We start from the raw sequence: 23,116 nt of genomic DNA on the forward strand, positions 1-23,116 counted from the left end.
CGTCAGACTTTCGTCCATTGCGGAAGATTCCCTACTGCTGCCTCCCGTAGGAGTCTGGGCCGTGTCTCAGTCCCAGTGTGGCCGATCACCCTCTCAGGTCGGCTACGCATCGTCGCCTTGGTGAGCCGTTACCTCACCAACTAGCTAATGCGCCGCGGGCCCATCTATAAGTGATAGCCTAAGCCATCTTTCAATAAGAAATCATGTAATCTCTTATATTATCCGGTATTAGCTCCGGTTTCCCGAAGTTATCCCAGTCTTATAGGTAGGTTGCCCACGTGTTACTCACCCGTCCGCCGCTATTCTTAGAAAGCAAGCTTTCTAAGAACCGCTCGACTTGCATGTATTAGGCACGCCGCCAGCGTTCGTCCTGAGCCAGGATCAAACTCTCCAATAGAGTTGATTAGCTCATAGCTAAAATAAAAATTTAAACAAACATTGACGCTTGTGTTGTGTTCAGTTTTCAAAGAACTTTAAAGGTAATAATGGAGCGGGTGATGAGAATCGAACTCACGACATCAGCTTGGAAGGCTGAGGTTTTACCATTAAACTACACCCGCGTATTATATGTTTTCCGTGGTCGGGAAGACAGGATTCGAACCTGCGACCCCTTGGTCCCAAACCAAGTGCTCTACCAAGCTGAGCTACTCCCCGTCAACATATATGGCGCGCCCGAAAGGAGTCGAACCCATAACCTTCTGATCCGTAGTCAGACGCTCTATCCAATTGAGCTACGGGCGCATTTATTAACTAACACTTGATAGTAGTTATCATTAATTTTTTTCAAATTAGCGACTTTTCTATATTAACATGTTTAATAATGTAATGCAAGTGTTTTTATTTTTTCCTGGTGCGGCCGAGAGGACTTGAACCTCCACGGGGTTACCCCCACTAGGCCCTCAACCTAGCGCGTCTGCCGTTCCGCCACGACCGCGTTTTTCAAAAAGTGCGGGTGAAGGGACTCGAACCCCCACGTCAATGACACTAGATCCTAAGTCTAGCGCGTCTGCCAATTCCGCCACACCCGCATATTCTGTTGAAAAAATGGTGAGCCATGAAGGATTCGAACCTTCGACCCTCTGATTAAAAGTCAGATGCTCTACCAACTGAGCTAATGGCTCTCTATAATATATAAATCTTCTTCGTGTTTTGGACTTCTTATTTCTTTAGACAGAGCATCTAATCAACGTCAAAATCTCAGGAAGTTCATGCAAGTTGCGGCTCGATTTTGACTCTGAAGCTTTTGCTTCGCAGCCTATTCGAACGTGCTCTACCAACTGAGCTAATGGCTCGAAGTAATATATAATTAATTAATTTATAATAATGGCTGGGCTAGCTGGATTCGAACCAACGCATGACGGAGTCAAAGTCCGTTGCCTTACCGCTTGGCTATAGCCCATTGAGAAGCAATCATGAATACTCTCTTTTTCGAATCACCTTCATGACTCCGCATCACAAGAGGATATTCTGGAGTATCTCTGAAGGAAATATTACGGATTATCGTCGACAGCCAGATACTATTGAAGAAGGAGTAAACACTTAAATCCAATGTGCTTTGGTATTTCAAAAGTGGCGGTCCCGACCGGGATCGAACCGGCGATCTCCTGCGTGACAGGCAGGCATGTTAACCGCTACACCACGGGACCAACTGAAAAGAAAATGGTGGAGGATGACGGGATCGAACCGCCGACCCCCTGCTTGTAAGGCAGGTGCTCTCCCAGCTGAGCTAATCCTCCATATGAATAGAATGGAAGTGGGAGGTAAGATTGCATTGAAACGCATCTCACTTCCCACTCATTCTATTAATTTTATGACCCATACGGGATTCGAACCCGTGTTACCGCCGTGAAAGGGCGGTGTCTTAACCGCTTGACCAATGGGCCATATATACGATATAAAAAATGGCGGAGAAGGAGGGATTTGAACCCTCGCGCCGCTTACACGACCTACACCCTTAGCAGGGGCGCCTCTTCAGCCACTTGAGTACTTCCCCGTATTGGCTCCACAGGCAGGACTCGAACCTGCGACCGATCGGTTAACAGCCGATAGCTCTACCACTGAGCTACTGTGGAATAATTAAACTTGTCTGCAACTTCCTTTATTATAAGAAGCGAAATTATGCTTGTCAAGAATCATAATTCAATTAAAATTTTATTGTTTTTTTACAGGTGCCTGCTTGCGACGGCTTTTATAATTTAACATATGTAAAATAACTAGTCAACCATTTAGTTTATATTCAATAATTTCCCAGAGCATTTCCCACAAACATATTTAGCCGTATCTACTTTTCTTTTTCTTGTATATCGCTGATTACATTTTGAACATTCGTATAAATATTGCGCCACGATTTTTCGTCTTTTTATCGACTTTAATGGTTTACAAAACCTCGGAGCGTCTACTTTTTGTAATAACATACGGAAGTCACTGTCTCTATGTTTGTAGCCTTTTCCTTCAATATGTAAATGATAATGACATAATTCGTGTTTAATGATATCTATTAGTTCTTGTTCACCAAATTCCTCATAATGTTTTTGATTTAATTCTATATTATGAGAGGACAAAAGATATCTTCCACCTGTAGTACGCAGTCTATTATTGAATTCGGCTTTATGCAGAAACGGTTTACCAAACCATTCTCGTGATACTTTTTCTACTAGTACTTGCAATTCTGTTTGATTCATTTTCTTTACTCCCTGTATAAAATCACATTGGCAATTATTATTTTAAAATAAAAAGAAACAGACGAACCGTTATTGCATACACTAAATAACACAGCATACTCCATTATATCGTTAAAGGAGGATTGTAGCCAATGCCCTCATGGCTTATGAGTCAAATGAAACGAGCGTACCTAGAAAAAAATAGATATCAAATAAAAATGCTAAATCAATGCTGGTTTTTTTATAGAAAGAAACACTGCTCTTAAATTGCAGTGTTTCTTCTTTTAGTTAGTTTGGTTGTAGCATCGTTAATGCCACTCTTCCTTTTGTAGAATCAACGTCATCAATCCACACGGTAACAACATCACCAACAGATACAACATCTAACGGATGCTTTACAAAATTGTTGCTTAGTTTAGATATATGAACAAGTCCATCTTGTTTTACACCTATATCAACGAATGCACCGAAATCTACTACGTTTCTAACTGTCCCTTCAAGTTCCATACCTTCACTTAGGTCCTCGAGTTTTAAGATATCTTTTTTCAGTAATGGTTTAGACAATTCATCACGGGGATCTCTTGAAGGTCGGATTAAAGAGTCCGCTATATCTTTTAGTGTTAATTCGCCAATATTTAATTCATTAGCAGTTTCTTCAATTGATAATTGAGAGATTCCTTCTTTCACCTTGTCACTACCAATATCACCAGTTGTAACACCGATTCTTTTTAGTAATTTTTCTACTTCTTTATAACTTTCAGGGTGAATACTTGTTCTATCTAATGGTTGATCACCATCAACTATACGCAAAAACCCAATACATTGTTCATAGGTCTTAGATCCAAGTCTAGGTATATTTTTTAATTCCTTGCGATTAATAAATCTACCGTTTTCTTCCCTCTTTTTGACTATATTATTTGCTACTGACTTCGATAAGCCCGCTACATATTGTAGTAGTGATGATGATGCTGTATTTACGTTAACCCCAACTTTATTTACAACCGTTTCTACGACGAATGTTAAAGAATCATTTAATTTTTTTTGCGATACGTCATGCTGATATTGACCTACCCCAACTGATTTCGGATCTATTTTTACAAGCTCCGCTAGTGGATCTTGAAGCCTGCGAGCAATTGAAGCTGCACTCCGCTCTTCAACCTGTAGATTTGGGAACTCTTCTCGTGCAAGGTCAGAAGCCGAATAAACACTAGCACCTGCTTCATTAACAATTAGATAAAAAATATCCTTATTAAGCTCTTTTAGTATCTCAGCAACAAACTGTTCAGTCTCACGTGAAGCTGTGCCGTTTCCTATTGCAACCATTTCAATCTTGTGTTCGTTAATAATTGCTTTCATTTTATCTCTAGCAGCATCTTTTTTCTTCACTGGTGGATGTGGGTAGATAACATCAACTTTAAGTAACTTACCCGTTTCGTCAACCGCAGCCAACTTACATCCAGTCCGATAAGCAGGATCTACTCCTAAAACCATTTTGCCTTTTAAAGGTGGCTGAAGTAATAAGTTCCGTAAGTTTTCTGAAAAGATATGTATCGCACGGTCTTCTCCTTTTTCAGTTAGTTCCTTACGAATTTCACGTTCAATGGAAGGTTGTATTAACCGTTTATAGCTAACATCAATGGCTTCTGTTACATGAGATACAACAGTTGAGGTGGTTTTTTTAATTACTTGTCTTTGCAAATATGTAAGAATGCTGTCTACTGGAGGTTCAACTGATACACGAAGAACATCTTCCTTTTCTCCACGATTCATAGCAAGCACTCTATGAGGAACAACTTTGCTGATTGGTTCTTCATACTCATAGTACATTTCGAATACTTTCTTTTCATCTTTTTCTTTATCTTTAGCGGTGGAGACAATTCTACCTCTTTTGAATGTTTCTGTTCGAATCCATTGACGGAAATTTGCATCATCAGAAATCCATTCTGCAATAATGTCTTTCGCACCAGTTATAGCTTCTTCTATTGTAGCTACTTCTTTAACTTCAGAAATAAACTCCTGTGCCTTTTCTTCAATATTTTCATTTAATGGAAACGTAAAGATCCATTCCGCTAATGGTTCTAACCCTTTCTCCTTTGCAACTGTTGCCTTTGTTCGTCTTTTTTGTTTGTAGGGACGATACAAATCCTCAACTTGTTGCAGTTTTGCGGCTTTTACTATTTGCCCTTTTAGTTCATCATTTAACTTTCCTTGTTCCTCTATCAGTCGAATGACTTCTTCTTTCCGAGATTCGAGGTTTTGCATGTATTGCCACTTATCTTGAATATCTCTTATTTGAACTTCATCCAAAGCTCCTGTCTGTTCCTTACGATAACGAGCAATGAAGGGTACTGTATTACCTTCGTCCAATAAAGCAATAACGTTTCTTATTTGATTTTCTTTAATCGTAAGTTCTTTAGCGATTGACTTTATCATTATGTCATCTTTATGTAATGTTTGTTCCAACGGCATATCCTCCTATGTTCAAAACAATTCTTACCTATTTTACCATTTAATCGAAGTTTACAAAACGTTAACTCGATATCGTTTTTAGTCGATGGATAACCACAAGGTTACATCTATGAATAATTACAAAGAATTTTTTCGTGATGAAGAATGGTAGTTGAAGTCCTAGAGGTGTTTATAATCGAAGCCCAATGTGGGTAGAGGTTTAAAGATTGTAGAAATCCCATCATACAGTGGACAAGACTTTACGTAATCACTTGTCCACTACAGTTTACATGCTAATGCACACACATTTTTTTCTGTCTTTTTCATGTTCTAAAATCACCGCATCTCTTAAATTTTTATCGTTTTACTTTAACTACGATGGGACTTTTACTGCTTCACGAAGTTTTCCTAATGCTTTTCGTTGTAGTCGTGATACATGCATTTGCGATATTCCAAGGAACTCGCCTGTATCTTTTTGACTCATATTATTCACGAAAATATGCTCAATTACCTTCTTTTCTCGTTCATTTAAAACATGAAGCACATTTTCAAGGTCTAGTCGTTGATTCACTTTGTCGTAGCCTTTTTCACGACTTCCTACAATATCAAGTAATGTCATCGCACTACCTTCTGAATCAGGTTCAATTGAATGATCCACCGATAATGCGTTGTAGCTTTTCCCCATTTCCATCGCCTCTAGAACCTCTTCAACCGACACTTCCAAATAGGCTGCTATCTCATCGACTTTCGGCGAGCGATATAGTTTAGGAGTTAGTTCTTCTATCGCATTCTTAATCTTTGGACCCAATTCTTTTATCCTTCTTGGGACATGTACACTCCAAGTTTTATCACGTAAAAATCGCTTTATTTCACCGATAATTGTTGGTATTGCAAATGCTTCAAAGCTTTTATTATACGAAGCATCATATCGCCTCATTGCACCTAGTAATCCAAGCATACCAACCTGTATAATATCTTCATGAAATTCTCTTCCCTTTGAATATTTTCCAGCCAATGCTTGTACCAAATTTGTGTAATGTTCGACTAGTGCTTGTTGTGCTTTAGTAGAACCACTTGTTTGAAAGTCTTCTATAAGTTCATAAACAGCCTCTTTACTTGCTCTGTGAGGTTGAGATTGTTGTTGTGTCATCATTCTCCACCTTCTCTTTCTGTAAATACTTTGTCATAAAGATCGTTACACCGTAATGATTAAAAACCTTTACATCATCCATAAGAGTGTCGATTAAATACAATCCTAATCCACCTTCTTGTAGATCATCTTCTTCAGAATTATCTGTTGAATATGGTCCAATCTCTTCTTTCGTTTTCTCAACATTAAAACTTTGTCCATTATCAGCAACCATTACCTCAAGTCGATCATGATATAAACCATATCCGATTGTGATTTCTCCGCCCTCATTCATTTCATAGGCATGTTGTACTGCATTTGTACAAGCTTCACTTGTTGCAATTTTTAAATCCTCAATGTCTTCATAAACATAGCCCATTCGACTGGCAACTCCTGATAGTGTTAAGCGAACCACTCCCACATACTCAGGTTTTGCTGGGACTTTCATTTCAATATAGTCAAATAGCTGATTCATTTTTACCCACCCTCATCTTTACTTGACATTCATGATGTCTACAATACCAGTTATTGAAAACAATTTATGTAGCCTCTTAGAAAGACCAACAATTTTCAATGTACCATCCTGCGAATTAACTTTATTTAAAATGTTAACAAAAACACCTAATCCTACGCTATCTAGATAAGTGACCCCCGATAAATCTATTACAATATTACTATTTGGATCTTTCGTTAAAGGGAGTAACCTATCATGAAGTTTGGGAGCCGTATAGACATCTACCTCACCCTCCACATATACGTGAAAATAACGTTCAGTTTCTTTAACTTCAACATTTATATTCATGTGTACCTCCTCTTAATAACCTTTACCCATCCTGCATATAAGGAAAACATTTTTTTCAAAAATAGTTTAGAAGGGCTTAATGATATTTCTATTATTTCACTCAAGTTTGTATATTTCAAACGATGCGGCTTATAGCTAAACCCTAAACCAATCCCTCCTAAAGCAGAGAAATTGATAAAAGGACTACTAAAACAGTAGCCCTTTTATAACGGCTCTTTTCGTAAAGTAAAACAAGATTTATGAAAAGAGCCTTAAAATCGATATTTTATTTATGTTTTCTAGCTAAGAGTGTAAATGTTTTTGGTAGGCCAATATCATGAAGCTTATGGTTTGGTTCTTCTTCTAGTACTTCGACATATAAACCTTGTTTCGCGAAAGTGGTAATGATTTCTCCTAACGTCCAATGACGCTGGTAAACTCCAGCTAAACTATTTTGTTCTTCCGTTGGCATATGTTTTGTAAATGCGACATTGCTTTCTTTTATAGATGGATCAAAATAATCACCAGTTATCTTATGTTTTTTCCCTGTTGAGGTAATTAATTTTGTGGATAGTGGATGAAATTCATGAAGTATATATACTCCGTTTTCCTTTAACAATTGATTGACGATCTTTGCTAAAGGTGATAAATCAATAAAATAATGGAGAACACCCAACTCCATCAAGACTATATCATGTGAACCATTCTGCATTTCTTGAGGCAAGGATAGAACATCTGAAACGATGTACTGTAATGACACACCCGCTTCCCTCGCTATTTCCTTAGCAAACCTCTCATTTTCTTTTGAAAAATCAACAACAGACACTTGACCACCGAGTATTGCTAATGCGACGGCCTTTATTCCGTTGGATCCCATTAAATGGATGATTTTCTTGTCTGAAACGTCATGTAAGTATTTGTAAAAAGGGTGCAAACGCCATTTCGGATTATCTTTTATCTTTTTAGCAACTTCTACTGCATTCCCATGGCGATTTACTAATGCTAGATAATTGTTTTGATTCCAAGCAGACTCATTTTCAACACTCATCTCTAATTGTTTCTCACGTAAAAATGTATGTATCTCCTCTTCGAATTCACTTTTTCTTGAATATAAGTAGGAGTATAAAGATTGGCACCACAACTCGTTTCCTTCTAAATTCACCATAATACGATAGGGATCGGTTTTAACTGTTTGATTGAACAAACATGTAAATGAAACTTTTAGTTCTTGTTCAAAAAAATGAAAGGTAGCTTCTGATTCATTTTTATGTACTTCTGATGGATTATTATTTAAAAATAACGTGTATGTTGCATCTAAAAAGTCCCATTGAAATACAATATCAATCTTCTTACTTTCAGGTAGAGAAACTCCTTGTAACTTAAGAGAGGTAGAGTTTGTAAATTGATATGGTATTTTCGCATTTGATAGTTGCGCCGCTAGTGCAACTACCACTTCATTAAAATTTTTCATGTCAAGCACCTCCTTATTACTTTTATTTTCTGCTTTAGGTTGTTTCACAATGATTGTCCTTATAAGTATTATCTAATCGTCGCAAAATAGTAATTTGTTCAATAAGAAAAGCGCAGGGCGCCCGCCTTTCGGCGTGTCGATTAAAACCCGCCATATCCTGTGGCGAACATCGACATCAGCACATCCTGTGCAAGTCAAGCATAAGCCAATGGCGCCAGGAGCTAGACACTATAACTAGGTACAAACTTTTACACTTTCTTATCTTTGAACAAAAGCGCAAGGCGCGCCCAGAGCTAGACACTAAGACTAGGTACAAACTTTCTTTTATTTAAAGAAAAGAAGTTGCCGGTTAAGGCAACTTCAACATAACAAAATAGAATTAAGAAAGATTTAGATTAAAAATCGATGAGTCCTAAACTAATTTGTAAGGCTTCATCCACTCTGTCCATCATCTCATCATCGAGGTGAGTGATCTTATCGGTTAAGCGTTGCTTATCAATTGTACGAATTTGTTCTAGCAGAATAACAGAATCACGCTCAAACCCATAACGCGCCGCATCAATCTCTACATGAGTTGGTAGCTTTGCCTTTTGGATTTGTGCAGTTATCGCTGCTACAATGACTGTGGGACTAAACCGATTCCCGATATCGTTTTGGATGACAAGCACAGGACGAACGCCGCCTTGCTCTGAACCAACAACAGGAGATAGGTCAGCAAAATAAACGTCGCCACGTTTAACAATCAAGTGATTACCCCCCGCTAACTAAGCGTTCTACGGTGTGGTCTGCCTCAGATTCAGCTAAAAAAGCCTCCGATGCGATGTTTAAATTAATCTTTGCCATTTCCATATAACCGCGTCTCATTGATTCACGAATTTGACGCTTTTTTCTTTCTCGAAGGTACATTTTTGTAGCTTGATAAATCAATTCATTACGGTTACCGTTCTCTTGGTTCACAAGTCCGTCTAACTCACTTACTAATGCTTGCGGTAAACGAATTAAAATTTCTGTTGTTGCGCTGGATTCAGACACAAACATACACCTCCACCATAACTACACACCAATTATTCTATTCTATTCCAATTTTAATAATACCACTATTATATCCAGATGCAAAGTGCTATCCAAGAATTCTTATCTATTATCAACACCTAAGACCATGGAAATACTTTACACCATTCATTCTAGTGATTCAAGATAACTCAGTTCAATTATACTCTCTTTTCCGAAAAAAATACGAGATAATAGTATTTTTCTTAATTACAAAAGGGAATATTTATTTCGAATTAAGATTACAGTGAAATAAGAAAAGCGCAGGGCGCCCGCCTATCAGCGAAAAGCATAAGACGGTACCTTTAAGAAGGTGGTTTTTCCTTCTTAAAGGAAATGGCTTATACCATAGAGTCGATGGCGCCCAGAGCTAGACACTAAGACTAGGTATAAACTTTTATACTTTTTTATCTTTCAAAAAAAACAGGCCCATCAAATGAGCCTGTATCCTATGCTACCTATTTTACCGATTGACCTTGTACTGAACGAGCTACAGAAATTAACTCTTCTTGCGTTAGGTCTTCAGATGCTAACATAAAGTCTACACCTTGATATGACCACGAAAGGGAATTTTCAGTTAGAGCCCCAACGGTAAAGCCAAGATCTACTGGTTCTCCACTAACAGCTGTAACAGATCCAGCAGGTGATACTTGCGAAATCTCTTGAATAAGAGTATATGACTTATCCCCACCAAAAGTCATAACGACACGATTACCATTTTCCGTTTTCATTTCTTTTTCTTCCACTAATTCTGCACCCGGAATTTCTTCTGTTGGGTACATAACCGCTAGTGGTTGATCACTTACCCCAGCCATTACCGGAACTTCTAACTGTGCTCCTGTCATGTTCTTCTCCATATCAAAAGCATCCTTATCAAAGTTTGCATTGAACTCTACATTAGAAAATTCAACAGTTAGTAGTGCATTTCGGTCCGGATCCATTACCTTTACCGTAATAGGTGCTAGATCCTTCTTGTTTAAAATAATTTCTTGTACTGGTAACATCTTATTGTTTTTGTAGTTGGTTTTTGTTTCAAAAACATAATGTTCTTTTGTTGCTGTGAATTTTGCTTCTGGGTCATCTAAAATGTCTTTTACAAGCGACTCATAAAGGTAAGCTTGAGAGCTATTTTGTGGCCAGTCACTTTGGAACCGGAAGCTCTTTCCTAAAGCAGGTGTTAGAACAAATACTCCTTCATCATTGCGTAAAATCATTTGACTTTGTTCTTTTTGAGCATTTTTCAGATTGACACGGTAATAGCTTGGCTGTTTATGCCAAATTTGCACATCGTATACTTGTGGCTCATTACCAGTTTGAAGTGTCATTTTTGCTTCTGCTTTATACCCAGATAAGTTACTAACCTTTTCATCAAGTGCACTTACTACATCCTCTTGCGATTTTTCCCCGCAACCAGCAAGAGCAAGGACAACAACAAGCCCTAATAATAACACTAACCAATTTTTCTTCATTTCTTCAACCCCTTTGCCTCATTTCGACGAAAATGAAGAGGTAAGGTAGTGGGTGATTAAGTTAAAAACAGAGCTGTTTCTTAAAACATTTAACGACCCGAAAACATTTTAAGTCATGAAACTTTTTCCAATAGCTTCACTATAGAAAAATTTCTAGTCTCTTATCTTTTATTGCCTCGCCGATATTTGAGGAATAATTGATAATTGCGCTAAATTTTTTTCATTTACCAGTCTATTTTTTACTCAAAATCACTTTCTCCAAAGTGATTCACACCCTTAAACACCTTGTCTCTCCTGCACATTAGAAATATATGAGACAAAGTGTAGTAATATGCAGACTAGCTTGACAGGCTTTCAATAATTACTTGTGCAACCGCATATGCTTTACTATGGCTTATAGAAAGATGGATACTTTCTTTTTCTTTTAAAGGCTTTATAATAGAGGGTTTGCCTGATTCATTTGGTTTAATTTCAATATCTAAAAAGCTTAACTCTTTCCCAATTCCTGTTCCAACTGCTTTTGAAAATGCTTCCTTAGCCGCAAAACGACCCGCTAGAAATTCGATCTTTCTATTTTCAGAAAGAACTATAAAACTGACTTTTTCACTCTCCGTCAAAATTCTATCGATAAATTTTGGTTGCTTATGTAAAATATCTTCAATTCTTTTTAGCTCAATGATATCTATTCCTATTCCTATTATCACAAATCTATTTCTTCCCTTCTAGATTCAAAAGTTCACTCATAGAATGAGTACAAATTTATTCTTCATTTTTATAATTTGTGTTACGATATTTATAACAAAAAAAGGAGCGTACTATGTTTACTAGAACTGAAAACTTCCAAACATTTTTGCGATTTTATCCTATTATATCAATTCTTGTAGGTATTCACATCCTGCTATGGCTTATCATCTTTTTACCCATCCCTGGCGGCAGGCTTGTACTTGAGCAAATGGTCGGCTTTAACTTTTGGATAGCTGAAGGGCAATATTGGCGTTTAGTTACACCGATATTTGTTCACGGTAGCTTTAGTCACATGTTATTTAATTCTTTTTCTCTTGTTTTATTTGGTCCAGCATTAGAACGTATCTTAGGAAAGACAAAGTTTCTAATAGCTTACTTTGGAACAGGAATCATTGCAAATATAGCGACATACATGCTTGAGCCCCTTCAATTTAGTCATGTCGGATCGTCTGGTGCGATATTCGGCCTATTCGGTATCTTTGTTTACATGGTATTGTTTAGAAAAGACTTAATTGACCAAGCGAATTCCCAAGTAATTGTAACCATTTTAGTGATTGGTTTAATCATGACCTTTATCAATCCAAACATAAATGTTGTTGCCCACTTATTTGGACTAATTGCTGGGACAATCATCGCCCCATTCGTTTTGGCTGGAAAAAAAGGTACTTATTCCTCATTCGGAGGTTACAGAGCGTCACCAAGGTCCACACGATTCCGTTTCCCTAGAAAAATCTCGGGACAACATATCTTCTGGATTATTCTCGGCCTTTTAGTGCTTATCGGACTTCTTTTTAGATAGATTCAGGACACTAAGTACTACGTTTAGATTTTAAAAGGAGTGGATAGCAATTGCGCTATTCACTCCTTTTTGCTTGAATACCATTTGAACATTGTATCACAGTCCGATTCTTCTAGATCAACAACTCTAAAAGCCTTACCGCCCATCATTGACTTAATCGATGTTTCAAACGAACCCAAATTTCCTCTTTTTTGGAACAATGATTGTTTTTTCTCAATTGACTGTATCCGATTCTTTTGCAATAAGACGGTTGTCTTACTAACTATTCGATATCGAATGTATACCTGCTTATCGTTTATTCCCCATCCAGCACCTCTATACCGTGAATATCCCCAAAGTATAAATAGTGGAATAAGCAATAGTGCTAGGATTCCCCACTTAGGAACAAATATTGAAACAGGAATGACTACCACTAAAAGAGGGATCATTAACCTAAATACATACCTATATAAAGCCCTATCTGGTATTTTTCCGAGCTGAACAGGCATCGTATAATCGGGTACTAATTTTGAAAGTAATTCACCTATTTTCTTTTTTTTAACCAATGGAAATAAAACCGTTGAGAGGCCTTCGCTTTTATCTGTGGCTCCTCCTGCATTTTCAACATATACCGTCGCATATCCAAATGGTTGCCTTACTATACTTTCAGAAATGCGGATAGCTTGAATTCTTTTGATGGGCAGGGTTAATTGCCTTTTTTCAATAATCCCCCTTTTGATAATAACCTCATCGCCGATTCTTACAACTGAGAAGTTCCCATATTTCAAGATTGTTATCACGGTTCCTATGATCCATGCAAGTAAGAAAATCACAAAAACGATAACCGAATAAAACAGAACACCAACTTTTACAACATCCTCAAACCTATCAAAGAGTGCTTCATAGGGTATTAATTCATCAAACTGTGTAAGGAAAGCACCTAAAGCTGAGAGAACAACACCTATACTCCCGGAGGTAGACGCTGCAATGAATAGTTCAGGCAGTGAAATTTCATATCCAGGAACAATCTCTATCCTTTCATTAACCGGTTCAGCATCAGTTTCACTCTTAATTGCCTGTTTTGATAATTGCTGCTTTAGTAATTCCGCCTCCGTTTCTGTGACTGCCGTTAGAACTGCTTCTGCTTTTGCCCCTCCACCAGCTGTTTCAACTTGGATTTTCACCAACCCAAATAAACGTTGAATAAGTCCCGCTGACACATCAATTGTTTGAATACGCTCAAGTGGGATATACCTTTTTTTTCTAACAATAACACCATATTCGATCCGAAGCTCTTCATCTTCAACTCGATATGTATATCGATACCAATGTAATACTCCTACAATCAATAAAATAATGATTAGTACACCGACACCTATAAAATAAATAATCTGCCAAAAAGTATCTTGTCCCTGACCACCAAAAAAGATAAATAAAACAACCGGAATAAACATTTCCTTCAATTGTTTTACAAAATTAACCAATGCAGCAACTGGATGAAGTCGACGCGGTTCAGACATCATCATCAACCACTGTTGCTAGTTTTGAAATATAATCTCTTAACTCATCCGCCTCTTCCTCATCAAGTGCAGGAATATCATGAACTCCTGCAGCTGTAGATATAGTCACAGTTGATAAATTGAACTTTCGTAAAATTGGCCCTTGTTGTGTATCAACATGCTGTACGCGAACCATTGGAACTAATCGTCTTCTAACAATAAGCACACCATACTGTAGATCAATTTCATGTTCATGAACTTCATACCGCCACCTTAGCCACCGAAGCTTAGGAGTAATCAAAATAGAAACAACGGACTCAATAATAACCAATCCTAATGAGGCCCACACGATCCATAAAGGCCAATCAAATAATAATGTAAGCGTCAAAATCACAGCAAATAGCACCCACCAAAGGAAGGAAGAGATAATAGCCGAGATTCTCCATACGGTTAGCGCCCTGTTATTTATTCTTTTTTGAGGAGCGGCTCTCATCATAAAACCCCATTTCGTTTATAAGCATTTCTTTAAGTGTAACCTATAAAAGCTCAAGGCGCGACCAGAGCTAGACATCAAAACTAAGCACGAAGAGTTTTATGCTTTCTTACCTTTAATAGATTTCTTCGGGAAGTCATTTTTACTTAATTCTAAAACTCGCTCCATCAAGAACTTCTATTTCGGGATATTGTTTTATGTCGTCCATCAATTTGAATAGCGCGTCATCTTTTTGCTTTGCTTCAATCATACAATCGATTTGCGGTACACTTCCTTTCACTTTTGAAAGAAACTTCATAAACATAGTACTATCGATAAAATCAGCGTGTGCCCTGAAATCTTTTTCATCTCTTGGACTTGATATATGCATCTTAAGTGGTAGGCGGGAATGCCGCCAAGTTTCAATAACCCTCTGCCACCCTTCCTCCCATTGCTCATTTTCATGATTTGCAAGATGGTGGTGAAAGTCAAACACCAATGGAATTGATAATTTTTCACAGAGATATAATGTATCTTGAAGTGAGAATGTAGTATCATCATTTTCTAACATAATCATTTCTTGGATCTTTCTAGGTATTAAGCCCCAGTTATGTATAAACTGCTCTAGCGCTTTTTCTTTATCATTGTAGGCTCCTCCGATATGAATGACACATCTGTGGGTATGATCTATATTCATACCTCGTAGCAATGCTTCGTGCATGCTAAGTGTTCTAATAGATTGATTCAATACATCTGGTTTGGTAGAGGTTAACACAACAAAGTGGTCCGGATGGAAACCGATGCGCATCTCCTTCAATTTACTATATTCCCCTAATTCATGAAGCGGTTCTTTAAGTGCTCTTAAGTATTGCCAATCCTCTACTTCCTCATGATTGGCTAGTGGAATCAATCTTGAACTAAACCGAAAAAAATAAATATCATGTGCGGCATTGTGCTTTAATAATCGTAAACAATTTGCTAGATTTGAGCGAGATATTCGTTTTAGTTTCGCTATTGCAGCCTCTTTGTCTTGAAGCTTTTGATATTGAGCGAACGTCATCGTTTGGGAAGGCGAGCTATTTTGCAAGTTAACACTCATCGCTACATATCCAAGTTTAATTAAAGTCAACTGGTACACCTCTTTTTGCAAGCTAGTATTGTTTATTATACCCAGCTTCATAACGGTCATGAGGATTAGCTTGCTTTAAATGTGATTTTCGGCTGTTTTAGCGTTTTCGTATTGGTCAATACTGTTTCATCTAAAATGGTTGTACAATTTGGACAACGTTTTGCCTCTTTAGGTATATTTGTAAAGCAGTAGGAACATTGCTGTGAGGTAATTGATGCACCGGGTGTTCTCCTAATCTTATTGATTTGGCGAATGGTTATAAAGGTTGCAAAAGCCACTATCCCAAAGTGAAGAATTGAATTCAAAAACATCCCATAATTAATCGTTGCTGCTCCGACTTCCTTCGCTTCTGCTAATGAACGATAATCTGTTTCTGTTAAGTTAATATATAAATTCGAAAAATCCACTTTACCCATAAGAAGTCCGATTGGCGGCATGATAATATCAGACACTAACGAATCGACAATTTTTCCAAACGCAGTTCCAATAATCACCCCAATCCCCATATCAATCACACTTCCTCGCATCGCGAACTCTCTAAATTCCTGTATAACTTTCAAGTGATATCTCCTCCTTATTACCAAAACTATGATAATGAAAAGAAGATATACCTATGAAAAAAATAAGGCGCTCACTTAGCGACGTTTGAACTTGCACAAGAGTACAGATGGACTGACGTTTTGCACATAATTTGGAATATGGTGCACATATATCGGGGTATTCCGCACATAAAATTCAATTTCCTGATCATATTTTGTAAAATCTTGCACATAAATCACCAATTCACGCACATATTTCCAGTCCCATGGAAATAACTTTGCCAATTTAGACAACATAATCCCAAAACGCTACCCCTTATAATTGAAAGCATGCATTATAAATCTGCTAACTCGTCCCAAAATTAGAAAAGCGCAGGGCGCCCGCCTTTCGGCGACAAGCATAAGACGAGCCGGCTGGAAGGTTGTTCTTTACCTTCCGGACGGATTGCCCGAAATGCGTAAGCGCCTTGGTCAGAAACGAGAAAACTGGAGACTCCGCCGAAAGAAGCGTTCTATGCTTCTGTAGGAGGAGTTGAAGTTTATCGAGTTTCTAGGCGCTGAAGCTAGACAGGCTTATGACCTCAGGTCCGATGGCGCCTGGAGCTAGACACTAAAACTAGGTACAAACTTTTATACTTTCTTATCTTTTAAGAAAAGCGCAAGGCGCCTGGAGCTGGACATAGACAAAGACTCGAAGTTATACACAACCTTACAAATTTATAACAATAAAAAAACAGTGCAAGTATATTTACCTGCACTGTATCTGTCTGTAACATAATTATTATCTGCTGCTTTCTTGCTTACGTTGTGGAGCACGACGTTTACTAGCTGGTGGACGGTTTCTGCTACCTGCTCCTCCACCACCACCATGGCTTCTAGCTCCACCACGGTTTTGGTCGCGGCCACCTTTGTAGCCTCCACCGCCACTGCGGTTACGATCTCCACCTCCACGGTTTCGGTCACGTTTAGATACCATTGGTTTCTCTTCTGTAAGCTGAATAGGTGTTTTATCCGGCTCTTTTGTCATCATCTTAATAGCCGCAGCTACAACTGATACTGACTCATGCTCTTCAAGCAATTCTTCTGCAGCACGTTTATAATATGAAATATTTTCATTTTCGATTGTTGCAATTAGCTTTTCGATCGTTACTTTTTGTTGACCCTCTAACGCTTCATCAAGTGTAGGAGGAACTAAGCGCTCCATATTACGTTTTGTAGTACGCTCTACGTTTCTCAATTGTCCCATTTCACGTGGGCTAACAAATGTAATCGCAATTCCATGCTTCCCTGCTCGACCTGTACGTCCAACGCGGTGTACATAACTTTCTGGATCTTGTGGGATATCAAAATTATAAACATGTGTTACGCCCGATATATCTAGACCACGAGCAGCTACATCTGTTGCTACTAGAATTTCAATTGAGCCTTCTTTAAATTTTCGAAGTACAGATATACGCTTTGCTTGACTTAAATCTCCATGAATTCCCTCTGCAGCATAACCACGTAATGTTAATGCTTCTGACAATTCATCCACACGTCGTTTCGTTCTACCAAAGATGATAGCAAGTTCTGGTGAATGGATATCAAGAAGTCTTGTTAAAACATCAAATTTCTTTTTTTCTTGAGTTTCAACATAGTACTGCTCGATATTTGGTACTGTAACTTCTTTTGATTTTACCTTAACAATTTGTGGATCTTTCATAAATCGCTCAGCAATGCGTTGGATCGGTCCTGGCATTGTTGCTGAGAAAAGAAGGGTCTGACGATCTTCAGGCACAGTTGATAAAATGGATTCAATGTCCTCAATAAAGCCCATATTTAACATTTCATCTGCTTCATCAAGTACAACAGTATGTACATTTTGCAGACGAATTGTTTTACGATTAATATGGTCAATTAGTCTTCCTGGAGTTCCTACAATGATTTGAGGGAACTTCTTTAGTGCTCTAATTTGACGATTGATATCTTGTCCACCATAAATCGGTAAAATACTTGCTCGATTGAAGTGTCCAATTTTATTAAGCTCTTCAGAAACCTGAATCGCAAGTTCACGTGTAGGTGCAATAACGATACCTTGGATCGCTTGGTTTTTCACATCAATTTTTTCGATTAACGGAATTCCAAATGCAGCTGTTTTTCCCGTACCAGTTTGTGCTTGTCCAATAACATCTTTTTGCTGTAATGCTAATGGAATTGTTTGAGCTTGAATCGGTGTAGCTTCCTCAAATCCCATTTTGCTAATCGATTTCAATAACTCTTCGTTAATACCTAATTCACTAAACGTTGCCAATATTTTCATACTCCTTTTGTTGATATATATTTCACATATAAGATGACAAGTTGAAGGATTTTCTCTTAAAAAAAGACTTCTCTCCATTTAGACGGAAAAATGTCTTTCGGTTCACGACCATAAAGGAAACTTCCAGTAACGGGATTTTCCTCCCCTTATTGGTTAGTTGAAACTTATCGGGCTTTATCGGGCACTTACATTTCGCCTCAAATTTAAAAACTTTTTCGCTTGCTCAAGTTTTGGAGGTCTTATCACCCGTTAATGCGGGATAAATAAATTTCACCGGGCGCTTTCCTAAAAAAGAAAGCCCTTCTTGACACTTTATGTGTAATCTTACCACTACAGTTATTTATTTGCAATGTATTCCTTACATTAAGTTAGGTGTCTGTCTCCCACAAGTGGGTTGCTCACTACACTATTACGAGATATTTCTAGCACCACTTTCGTTGGTAAAACTATTATTCCACAACTTTATAGCTTCAATACATGTTAGTTTCCTTTAAAAATGCGTTAATTTCAGTTATCAATTGTTCGGTATCGTCGCCGTGACAAACATGATGTTTTGATTCGGGTAAAAAGCATAACCTTTTAATCGGCGACCCAATTGTCTGATATATATAATAGGCACTTTTAACCGGAACAATTCCATCGCGCTCCCCTTGAATAATTAATGTCGGTGCTTTGATATCTTTTAACTTTGGACGAATCTCTTTTACAAGCCCACGAAATTGTATTGTTGCACTTATTGGTGTTTCAGTTATTTTTTTCTTATATCGTAAAAATAGTTCGTTTTCTTTTATATTCCCTTGATAGCTATCTTTAATCATTTCTTTAATATCTACCAACAATTGTTTCAGGTTTATATAATATGCTGCAGCACTTAGTAAAACGAGTTTATCAATTGGGTATTTAGTTGCCAAGTAGCCGGCAATTAATCCACCCATTGAAAAGCCAATAATATAAACTTGATCGCATTTTTCAAGAAGGAACAAGAGCTCTTTTTCTGCATGACTTACCCATTGTTGATTTGTAATACCCTTTAAATGAAGGTTATCTCCGTGACCTGGTAGTGTTGGAGTCCTAATTACCCAATCCTTTGTTTCCTGGAGATAATCTGCTAGAGGTTGAATTTCAAATGGTGCACCAGTAAATCCATGTATTAGTAAACAACCTATCACTTTATCACCCACTAAAAAAGTTCAAAATAATAACCTTAAATCATTACCTATGTATTCAATAAAAAACAGATGATCGCTTATGTTATCATCTGATTTTATTTAGTATTCGTTGATAACTTTGAGATAATCGTTATTTTTTCAAAGCAGTAACGACTTCTTCTAATTTCATACCCCGTGAGCCCTTGATTAAGATGATATCGTTTGAGGCCGCTACCATCAAAACAGCTTCGATAAGTAGGCTTTTGTCAGTAAAAGCCTTTACTCTACCTTCATCAAACGAACCCCTTGCCGCCTCTGCAATATGTGTAGCTAATTCACCAAATGTATAAACATAATCAACGATTTCAGGGTTTAATGATTTACCAATTTGTTCATGAAACTTGACCTCATTTGGGCCTAACTCAAGCATATCCCCAAACACAACAAGCTTTTTTGAATAACCCTTTACATCTCTAATTAGATCTATTGCAGCTATCATTGAAGTTGGGCTTGCATTATATGCATCATTAATAATCTTCAATCCATTTTTTCCTTCAGTCACTTCTAATCTCATCGTTGTTACTTTTAATTTTTTTAAACCAATGTCAATATTCTCCCATGTTACGTTAAAATAGCGTGCAACTGCTACTGCTGCAAGCGTATTAAACACATTATGTCTTCCTAGAATAGGAATAAAAAATTCGTTGTTTTGCGTCTTATTAATTGTAAAATACGTACCGTCATTTTCTTGTTTTATAGCGGTAGGAATATAATCATTTTCACCGCGACTACCAAACGATACTTTGTGTATTTTTTTACCCGCTAGCCTCTCATTTAACAAGGGTTCATCTCCATTATAGATAAGAATTCCATCATCTTTTAGACCTTCAACTATTTCCAGTTTCGCTTCAGCAATTCCTTCACGTGAACCTAAATCTAATAAATGCGCTTCTCCGATATTTGTAATAATTGCAGCTTCCGGTCTGGCTAACTTTGATAAAAGTTCAATTTCACCCTTACTACTCATTCCCATTTCCAACACAGCTATATCCGTATCTTCTTCAAGTTGAAGGATAGTTAATGGTAGCCCATAATGATTATTTAAATTCCCTTCAGTTTTTTGAACTTTATAGGTTGTTCCTACTACTGAAGCCACAATATCCTTCGTTGTTGTCTTTCCATTACTTCCTGTGATTCCGATTACTTTAACCGATAGCTGATCTAAGTAATTTTTCGCTAGATCCTGCAATGCTAGTAATGTATCATCGACATAAATTAGTGGAATATTTACAGGTGGTGACGGCTGACTGCGCTGCCATAGTGACGCTTTTGCTCCGTTATTTATCGCGTCTTTAACAAATTCATGTCCATTAAATTTTTCACCAATGATGGGTATGAACAAATTTCCCTTTACAACAGCTTTAGAGTTAATCGTTACACCTGTAATATTGAATGCTTCACTGACTCCGGAATAGTCTCCTGACACCATTTGCACAATTTCCATTATGTTTTTATTAATCACCGATTTTGCCTCCCTACTACTTTGTTATGTATTAAACAATCTTAACGATACTAATTTTTTCTATATACGCTGAGAAACACTATTCTAAATGGGAATAGTGTTTACTCTTTCCTAATTCAACTATCGATTCGGAGGTGTACTAAATCGTGTGCTTAATTTTTTGCTTTTCTGCATGACGTTCTATTGCTAAGCTTACTAGCTTTTCAATTAGCTGCGGATATGACACTCCTGTTTCTTTCCATAGTAGTGGAAACATACTAATTGGTGTAAAGCCCGGCATCGTATTTACCTCATTAATGACAATTCTACCTTCCTTAGTTAAAAAGAAGTCTGCCCTTACCAATCCTGAACAATCAAGCGCTTTAAAAGCCTTCATTGCCATTTCCTTCATTTCTTCATATTGGCCCTCTTCCATTTCAGCTGGAATAATCAATGCTGTACTTCCATCCTCGTATTTTGCCTTATAGTCGTAAAAATCTTTTTTAGGTACTATTTCTCCAGCAACTGAACACTCTGGATAATCATTACCTAGCATTCCGATTTCAATTTCACGTGCGCTAATTCCTTCTTCAACAATTATCTTTCTGTCAAACATGAATGCTTCATTAAATGCTTGCTCTAAACTAATTCGATCTGTACATTTGCTGATTCCTACGCTTGATCCTAAGTTTGCAGGCTTAACAAAACAAGGATAACCAAGCGTCAACTCAACTTGCTCATAAACTGCTTCTGTATTCATTTCCCAAACACTTCTGATAAATGAAACATATTTAACTTGATCAAGACCAACTTGAGCAAAAATATTTTTCATAATTACTTTATCCATTCCTGCTGCAGAAGCAAGAACCCCATTTCCTACATACGGGATATTCATTAACTCTAATAAGCCTTGGACTGTTCCATCTTCACCATTTGGTCCATGTAAAAGCGGGAAAATCACATCGATTGCCTCACTTGATTTTTCGGCATGTACGGGGAATATCTCATTATTTAAAGAAACAGGCGAAATTGTATTACCAACTTCTTTAAGCTCAAGCTTATTGACCTCTTCAACTGGACCAGTTAGCTGGTTCCCGCGGATCCACTCACCTTGTTCTGATATATATATAGGATGAACATCGTATTTTTCATGGTCTAATGCTTTATTAACCGCCAATGCAGTTTGTAATGATACTTTATGTTCTGCGGATTTTCCGCCATATAGCAAGCCTAACTTTACTTTCATAAGCTTCCCCCTCTAAAAATCTTCAGTTTATTTTCTTATTGTAACATCTATTAGTTTGTTTTATATAGGCTCTTTTCTGAAAGTATGGTGTTTTTAAAACGAAATATTAGTTGTACTGAAAATTCCAGTTCTTCTTTAGCTATAATGTACACAAAGAACCTTGATAGTAGTTCAAGGTTCTTTGCTAAACTATACTTCAGTTGCTATAAATGCATAATTTGTTGTTTATGCCAACTCCACTCATGTACTTGCTAATTATTAGGTTTTTTTACTGTTTTTTTATTGTTTATTGCTGTTTCGCCCTTCCAAGAGAAAAAGCCGCCGGTTAAATGGGATAGCTCACTGATTTTATGCCGTTTCACAATTAAACTAGCAGCTTGCTTACTTCTTATCCCGGTTTGGCAGTAAAGAATAATTTCCTTATCGGTAGGAACATCCATTTTACGTCTTTTTAGTTTTGATAAAGGTACATTAATGGCTCCTGTTATATGTTTACTATTGTATTCATAGGGTTCACGTACATCAATGATTGATATGGTTGGTGAACTTTTCATTTTATTTTTCATTTCTTGCCCGGTTATATTTTTCAACCCTTTAACTGGCTTAAATCGTAAAACGACCATTACAATCAATGTGCCGATAAGTACAATATTGATAATGAGAGTCCAATCCATTTCTCCACCCACTTTTCTTTTTTTAAAAGATAAGAAATTCATAAAAATTTCTACCTAGTTTTAGTGTCTAGGTCCAGGC

General features: G+C 37.4%; 21 protein-coding genes, 12 tRNA genes and 1 rRNA gene. 2 read left to right on the plus strand and 32 right to left on the minus strand.

Going from position 1 to position 23,116, the window contains the following annotated elements; translation table 11 throughout:
- From PY093_RS13330 to PY093_RS13395, 14 genes are all read right to left on the minus strand, one after another.
- Nucleotides 1–397: ribosomal RNA gene (locus PY093_RS13330) — 16S ribosomal RNA — on the minus strand; the annotation flags it as partial.
- Between the two features lie 89 nt (nucleotides 398–486).
- Nucleotides 487–560, minus strand: a tRNA-Gly gene (locus tag PY093_RS13335).
- Between the two features lie 17 nt (nucleotides 561–577).
- Nucleotides 578–654: transfer RNA gene (locus tag PY093_RS13340), tRNA-Pro, on the minus strand.
- 10 nt (nucleotides 655–664) lie between these two features.
- Nucleotides 665–741 (minus strand) — tRNA-Arg (locus PY093_RS13345).
- Between the two features lie 107 nt (nucleotides 742–848).
- Nucleotides 849–934, minus strand: a tRNA-Leu gene (locus PY093_RS13350).
- A 13-nt stretch (nucleotides 935–947) separates the two neighbouring features.
- Nucleotides 948–1,028, minus strand: a tRNA-Leu gene (locus tag PY093_RS13355).
- Nucleotides 1,029–1,045: 17 nt separating this feature from the next.
- Nucleotides 1,046–1,121, minus strand: a tRNA-Lys gene (locus PY093_RS13360).
- A 203-nt stretch (nucleotides 1,122–1,324) separates the two neighbouring features.
- Nucleotides 1,325–1,399, minus strand: a tRNA-Gln gene (locus PY093_RS13365).
- 171 nt (nucleotides 1,400–1,570) lie between these two features.
- A tRNA-Asp gene (locus PY093_RS13370) sits at nucleotides 1,571–1,646 on the minus strand.
- Between the two features lie 14 nt (nucleotides 1,647–1,660).
- Nucleotides 1,661–1,736: transfer RNA gene (locus PY093_RS13375), tRNA-Val, on the minus strand.
- Nucleotides 1,737–1,811: 75 nt separating this feature from the next.
- Nucleotides 1,812–1,883 (minus strand) — tRNA-Glu (locus tag PY093_RS13380).
- A 19-nt stretch (nucleotides 1,884–1,902) separates the two neighbouring features.
- Nucleotides 1,903–1,993: transfer RNA gene (locus PY093_RS13385), tRNA-Ser, on the minus strand.
- Between the two features lie 4 nt (nucleotides 1,994–1,997).
- Nucleotides 1,998–2,072 (minus strand) — tRNA-Asn (locus tag PY093_RS13390).
- Nucleotides 2,073–2,225: 153 nt separating this feature from the next.
- Complete coding sequence (locus PY093_RS13395; protein WP_275646363.1) at nucleotides 2,226–2,681, minus strand: SprT family protein; 456 nt, start codon at nucleotides 2,679–2,681, stop codon at nucleotides 2,226–2,228.
- Nucleotides 2,682–2,812: 131 nt separating this feature from the next.
- On the opposite strand from PY093_RS13395, the gene cmpA reads away from it, so the two are divergent.
- Nucleotides 2,813–2,926, plus strand: a complete 114-nt coding sequence (gene cmpA / locus PY093_RS13400) for a cortex morphogenetic protein CmpA (RefSeq protein ID WP_275646364.1) — start codon at nucleotides 2,813–2,815, stop codon at nucleotides 2,924–2,926.
- 22 nt (nucleotides 2,927–2,948) lie between these two features.
- On the opposite strand, the gene PY093_RS13405 is transcribed toward cmpA, so the two are convergent.
- The 9 genes from PY093_RS13405 to acpS form a co-directional block, all read right to left on the minus strand.
- Entirely contained in the window at nucleotides 2,949–5,129 is a 2,181-nt protein-coding gene (locus PY093_RS13405; RefSeq protein ID WP_275646365.1) for a Tex family protein, read from the minus strand.
- A gap of 352 nt (nucleotides 5,130–5,481) precedes the next feature.
- Nucleotides 5,482–6,258: an RNA polymerase sigma factor SigB gene (gene sigB, locus PY093_RS13410; RefSeq protein WP_275646366.1), complete on the minus strand. Its 777-nt coding sequence runs from the start codon at nucleotides 6,256–6,258 to the stop codon at nucleotides 5,482–5,484.
- Nucleotides 6,221–6,712: an anti-sigma B factor RsbW gene (gene rsbW / locus PY093_RS13415; protein WP_275646367.1), complete on the minus strand. Its 492-nt coding sequence runs from the start codon at nucleotides 6,710–6,712 to the stop codon at nucleotides 6,221–6,223. The genes sigB and rsbW overlap by 38 nt, the downstream gene beginning before the upstream one ends.
- 18 nt (nucleotides 6,713–6,730) lie before the next feature.
- Nucleotides 6,731–7,039 carry an STAS domain-containing protein gene (locus PY093_RS13420; RefSeq protein WP_275646368.1) on the minus strand — a complete coding sequence of 103 codons (309 nt, stop codon included), beginning with the start codon at nucleotides 7,037–7,039 and terminating at the stop codon, nucleotides 6,731–6,733.
- 265 nt (nucleotides 7,040–7,304) lie between these two features.
- A complete protein-coding gene (locus tag PY093_RS13425; protein ID WP_275646369.1) occupies nucleotides 7,305–8,489 on the minus strand; it encodes a class I SAM-dependent methyltransferase in 1,185 nt (394 codons plus the stop codon).
- Nucleotides 8,490–8,884: 395 nt separating this feature from the next.
- Complete coding sequence (gene ndoA / locus PY093_RS13430) at nucleotides 8,885–9,235, minus strand: type II toxin-antitoxin system endoribonuclease NdoA (RefSeq protein ID WP_275646370.1); 351 nt, start codon at nucleotides 9,233–9,235, stop codon at nucleotides 8,885–8,887.
- A 4-nt stretch (nucleotides 9,236–9,239) separates the two neighbouring features.
- Nucleotides 9,240–9,521 carry a CopG family ribbon-helix-helix protein gene (locus PY093_RS13435; RefSeq protein WP_275646371.1) on the minus strand — a complete coding sequence of 94 codons (282 nt, stop codon included), beginning with the start codon at nucleotides 9,519–9,521 and terminating at the stop codon, nucleotides 9,240–9,242.
- 476 nt (nucleotides 9,522–9,997) lie between these two features.
- Complete coding sequence (locus PY093_RS13440) at nucleotides 9,998–11,008, minus strand: LolA family protein (RefSeq protein WP_275646372.1); 1,011 nt, start codon at nucleotides 11,006–11,008, stop codon at nucleotides 9,998–10,000.
- A 338-nt stretch (nucleotides 11,009–11,346) separates the two neighbouring features.
- Nucleotides 11,347–11,712, minus strand: coding sequence for a holo-ACP synthase (acpS, locus tag PY093_RS13445; RefSeq protein ID WP_275646373.1), 366 nt, complete (start codon nucleotides 11,710–11,712; stop codon nucleotides 11,347–11,349).
- A gap of 113 nt (nucleotides 11,713–11,825) precedes the next feature.
- On the opposite strand from acpS, the gene PY093_RS13450 reads away from it, so the two are divergent.
- Nucleotides 11,826–12,551, plus strand: a complete 726-nt coding sequence (locus tag PY093_RS13450; protein ID WP_275646374.1) for a rhomboid family intramembrane serine protease — start codon at nucleotides 11,826–11,828, stop codon at nucleotides 12,549–12,551.
- Nucleotides 12,552–12,610: 59 nt separating this feature from the next.
- Here the strand turns inward: PY093_RS13450 and PY093_RS13455 are convergent, their stop codons facing one another.
- The 9 genes from PY093_RS13455 to PY093_RS13495 form a co-directional block, all read right to left on the minus strand.
- Nucleotides 12,611–14,050, minus strand: a complete 1,440-nt coding sequence (locus PY093_RS13455; RefSeq protein WP_275646375.1) for a PH domain-containing protein — start codon at nucleotides 14,048–14,050, stop codon at nucleotides 12,611–12,613.
- Nucleotides 14,043–14,522, minus strand: coding sequence for a PH domain-containing protein (locus PY093_RS13460; RefSeq protein ID WP_275646376.1), 480 nt, complete (start codon nucleotides 14,520–14,522; stop codon nucleotides 14,043–14,045). Before PY093_RS13460 ends, PY093_RS13455 begins: the two co-directional genes overlap by 8 nt.
- 142 nt (nucleotides 14,523–14,664) lie before the next feature.
- The gene (gene uvsE, locus PY093_RS13465) at nucleotides 14,665–15,630 is read right to left on the minus strand and encodes a UV DNA damage repair endonuclease UvsE (protein ID WP_275646377.1); all 966 of its coding nucleotides are present in this window, start codon (nucleotides 15,628–15,630) and stop codon (nucleotides 14,665–14,667) included.
- A 65-nt stretch (nucleotides 15,631–15,695) separates the two neighbouring features.
- On the minus strand, nucleotides 15,696–16,190 hold the full coding sequence (gene mscL, locus PY093_RS13470) for a large-conductance mechanosensitive channel protein MscL (RefSeq protein WP_275646378.1): 495 nt from the start codon (nucleotides 16,188–16,190) through the stop codon (nucleotides 15,696–15,698).
- Nucleotides 16,191–16,950: 760 nt separating this feature from the next.
- The gene (gene cshA / locus PY093_RS13475; protein ID WP_275646379.1) at nucleotides 16,951–18,459 is read right to left on the minus strand and encodes a degradosome RNA helicase CshA; all 1,509 of its coding nucleotides are present in this window, start codon (nucleotides 18,457–18,459) and stop codon (nucleotides 16,951–16,953) included.
- Nucleotides 18,460–18,938: 479 nt separating this feature from the next.
- Nucleotides 18,939–19,637 carry an alpha/beta hydrolase gene (locus PY093_RS13480; RefSeq protein WP_275646380.1) on the minus strand — a complete coding sequence of 233 codons (699 nt, stop codon included), beginning with the start codon at nucleotides 19,635–19,637 and terminating at the stop codon, nucleotides 18,939–18,941.
- Nucleotides 19,638–19,767: 130 nt separating this feature from the next.
- Nucleotides 19,768–21,138: a UDP-N-acetylmuramoyl-tripeptide--D-alanyl-D-alanine ligase gene (locus tag PY093_RS13485; protein WP_275646381.1), complete on the minus strand. Its 1,371-nt coding sequence runs from the start codon at nucleotides 21,136–21,138 to the stop codon at nucleotides 19,768–19,770.
- Nucleotides 21,139–21,277: 139 nt separating this feature from the next.
- The gene (locus PY093_RS13490) at nucleotides 21,278–22,363 is read right to left on the minus strand and encodes a D-alanine--D-alanine ligase (protein ID WP_275646382.1); all 1,086 of its coding nucleotides are present in this window, start codon (nucleotides 22,361–22,363) and stop codon (nucleotides 21,278–21,280) included.
- A 251-nt stretch (nucleotides 22,364–22,614) separates the two neighbouring features.
- The gene (locus PY093_RS13495) at nucleotides 22,615–23,079 is read right to left on the minus strand and encodes a rhodanese-like domain-containing protein (RefSeq protein WP_275646383.1); all 465 of its coding nucleotides are present in this window, start codon (nucleotides 23,077–23,079) and stop codon (nucleotides 22,615–22,617) included.
- Nucleotides 23,080–23,116 lie beyond the last annotated feature (37 nt).

It is taken from the genome of Cytobacillus sp. S13-E01 (assembly GCF_029193815.1).
Taxonomy (GTDB): Bacteria; Bacillota; Bacilli; order Bacillales; family Bacillaceae_L; genus Bacillus_BV.

Coding starts and splice junctions, on each gene's coding strand:
- PY093_RS13395 (WP_275646363.1), bottom strand. CDS start 2,681: ATGAATCAAACAGAATTGCAAGTACTAGTAGAAAAAGTATCACGAGAA.
- cmpA (WP_275646364.1), top strand. CDS start 2,813: ATGCCCTCATGGCTTATGAGTCAAATGAAACGAGCGTACCTAGAAAAA.
- PY093_RS13405 (WP_275646365.1), bottom strand. CDS start 5,129: ATGCCGTTGGAACAAACATTACATAAAGATGACATAATGATAAAGTCA.
- sigB (WP_275646366.1), bottom strand. CDS start 6,258: ATGACACAACAACAATCTCAACCTCACAGAGCAAGTAAAGAGGCTGTT.
- rsbW (WP_275646367.1), bottom strand. CDS start 6,712: ATGAATCAGCTATTTGACTATATTGAAATGAAAGTCCCAGCAAAACCT.
- PY093_RS13420 (WP_275646368.1), bottom strand. CDS start 7,039: ATGAATATAAATGTTGAAGTTAAAGAAACTGAACGTTATTTTCACGTA.
- PY093_RS13425 (WP_275646369.1), bottom strand. CDS start 8,489: ATGAAAAATTTTAATGAAGTGGTAGTTGCACTAGCGGCGCAACTATCA.
- PY093_RS13440 (WP_275646372.1), bottom strand. CDS start 11,008: ATGAAGAAAAATTGGTTAGTGTTATTATTAGGGCTTGTTGTTGTCCTT.
- PY093_RS13450 (WP_275646374.1), top strand. CDS start 11,826: ATGTTTACTAGAACTGAAAACTTCCAAACATTTTTGCGATTTTATCCT.
- PY093_RS13455 (WP_275646375.1), bottom strand. CDS start 14,050: ATGTCTGAACCGCGTCGACTTCATCCAGTTGCTGCATTGGTTAATTTT.
- PY093_RS13460 (WP_275646376.1), bottom strand. CDS start 14,522: ATGAGAGCCGCTCCTCAAAAAAGAATAAATAACAGGGCGCTAACCGTA.
- PY093_RS13490 (WP_275646382.1), bottom strand. CDS start 22,363: ATGAAAGTAAAGTTAGGCTTGCTATATGGCGGAAAATCCGCAGAACAT.
- PY093_RS13495 (WP_275646383.1), bottom strand. CDS start 23,079: ATGAATTTCTTATCTTTTAAAAAAAGAAAAGTGGGTGGAGAAATGGAT.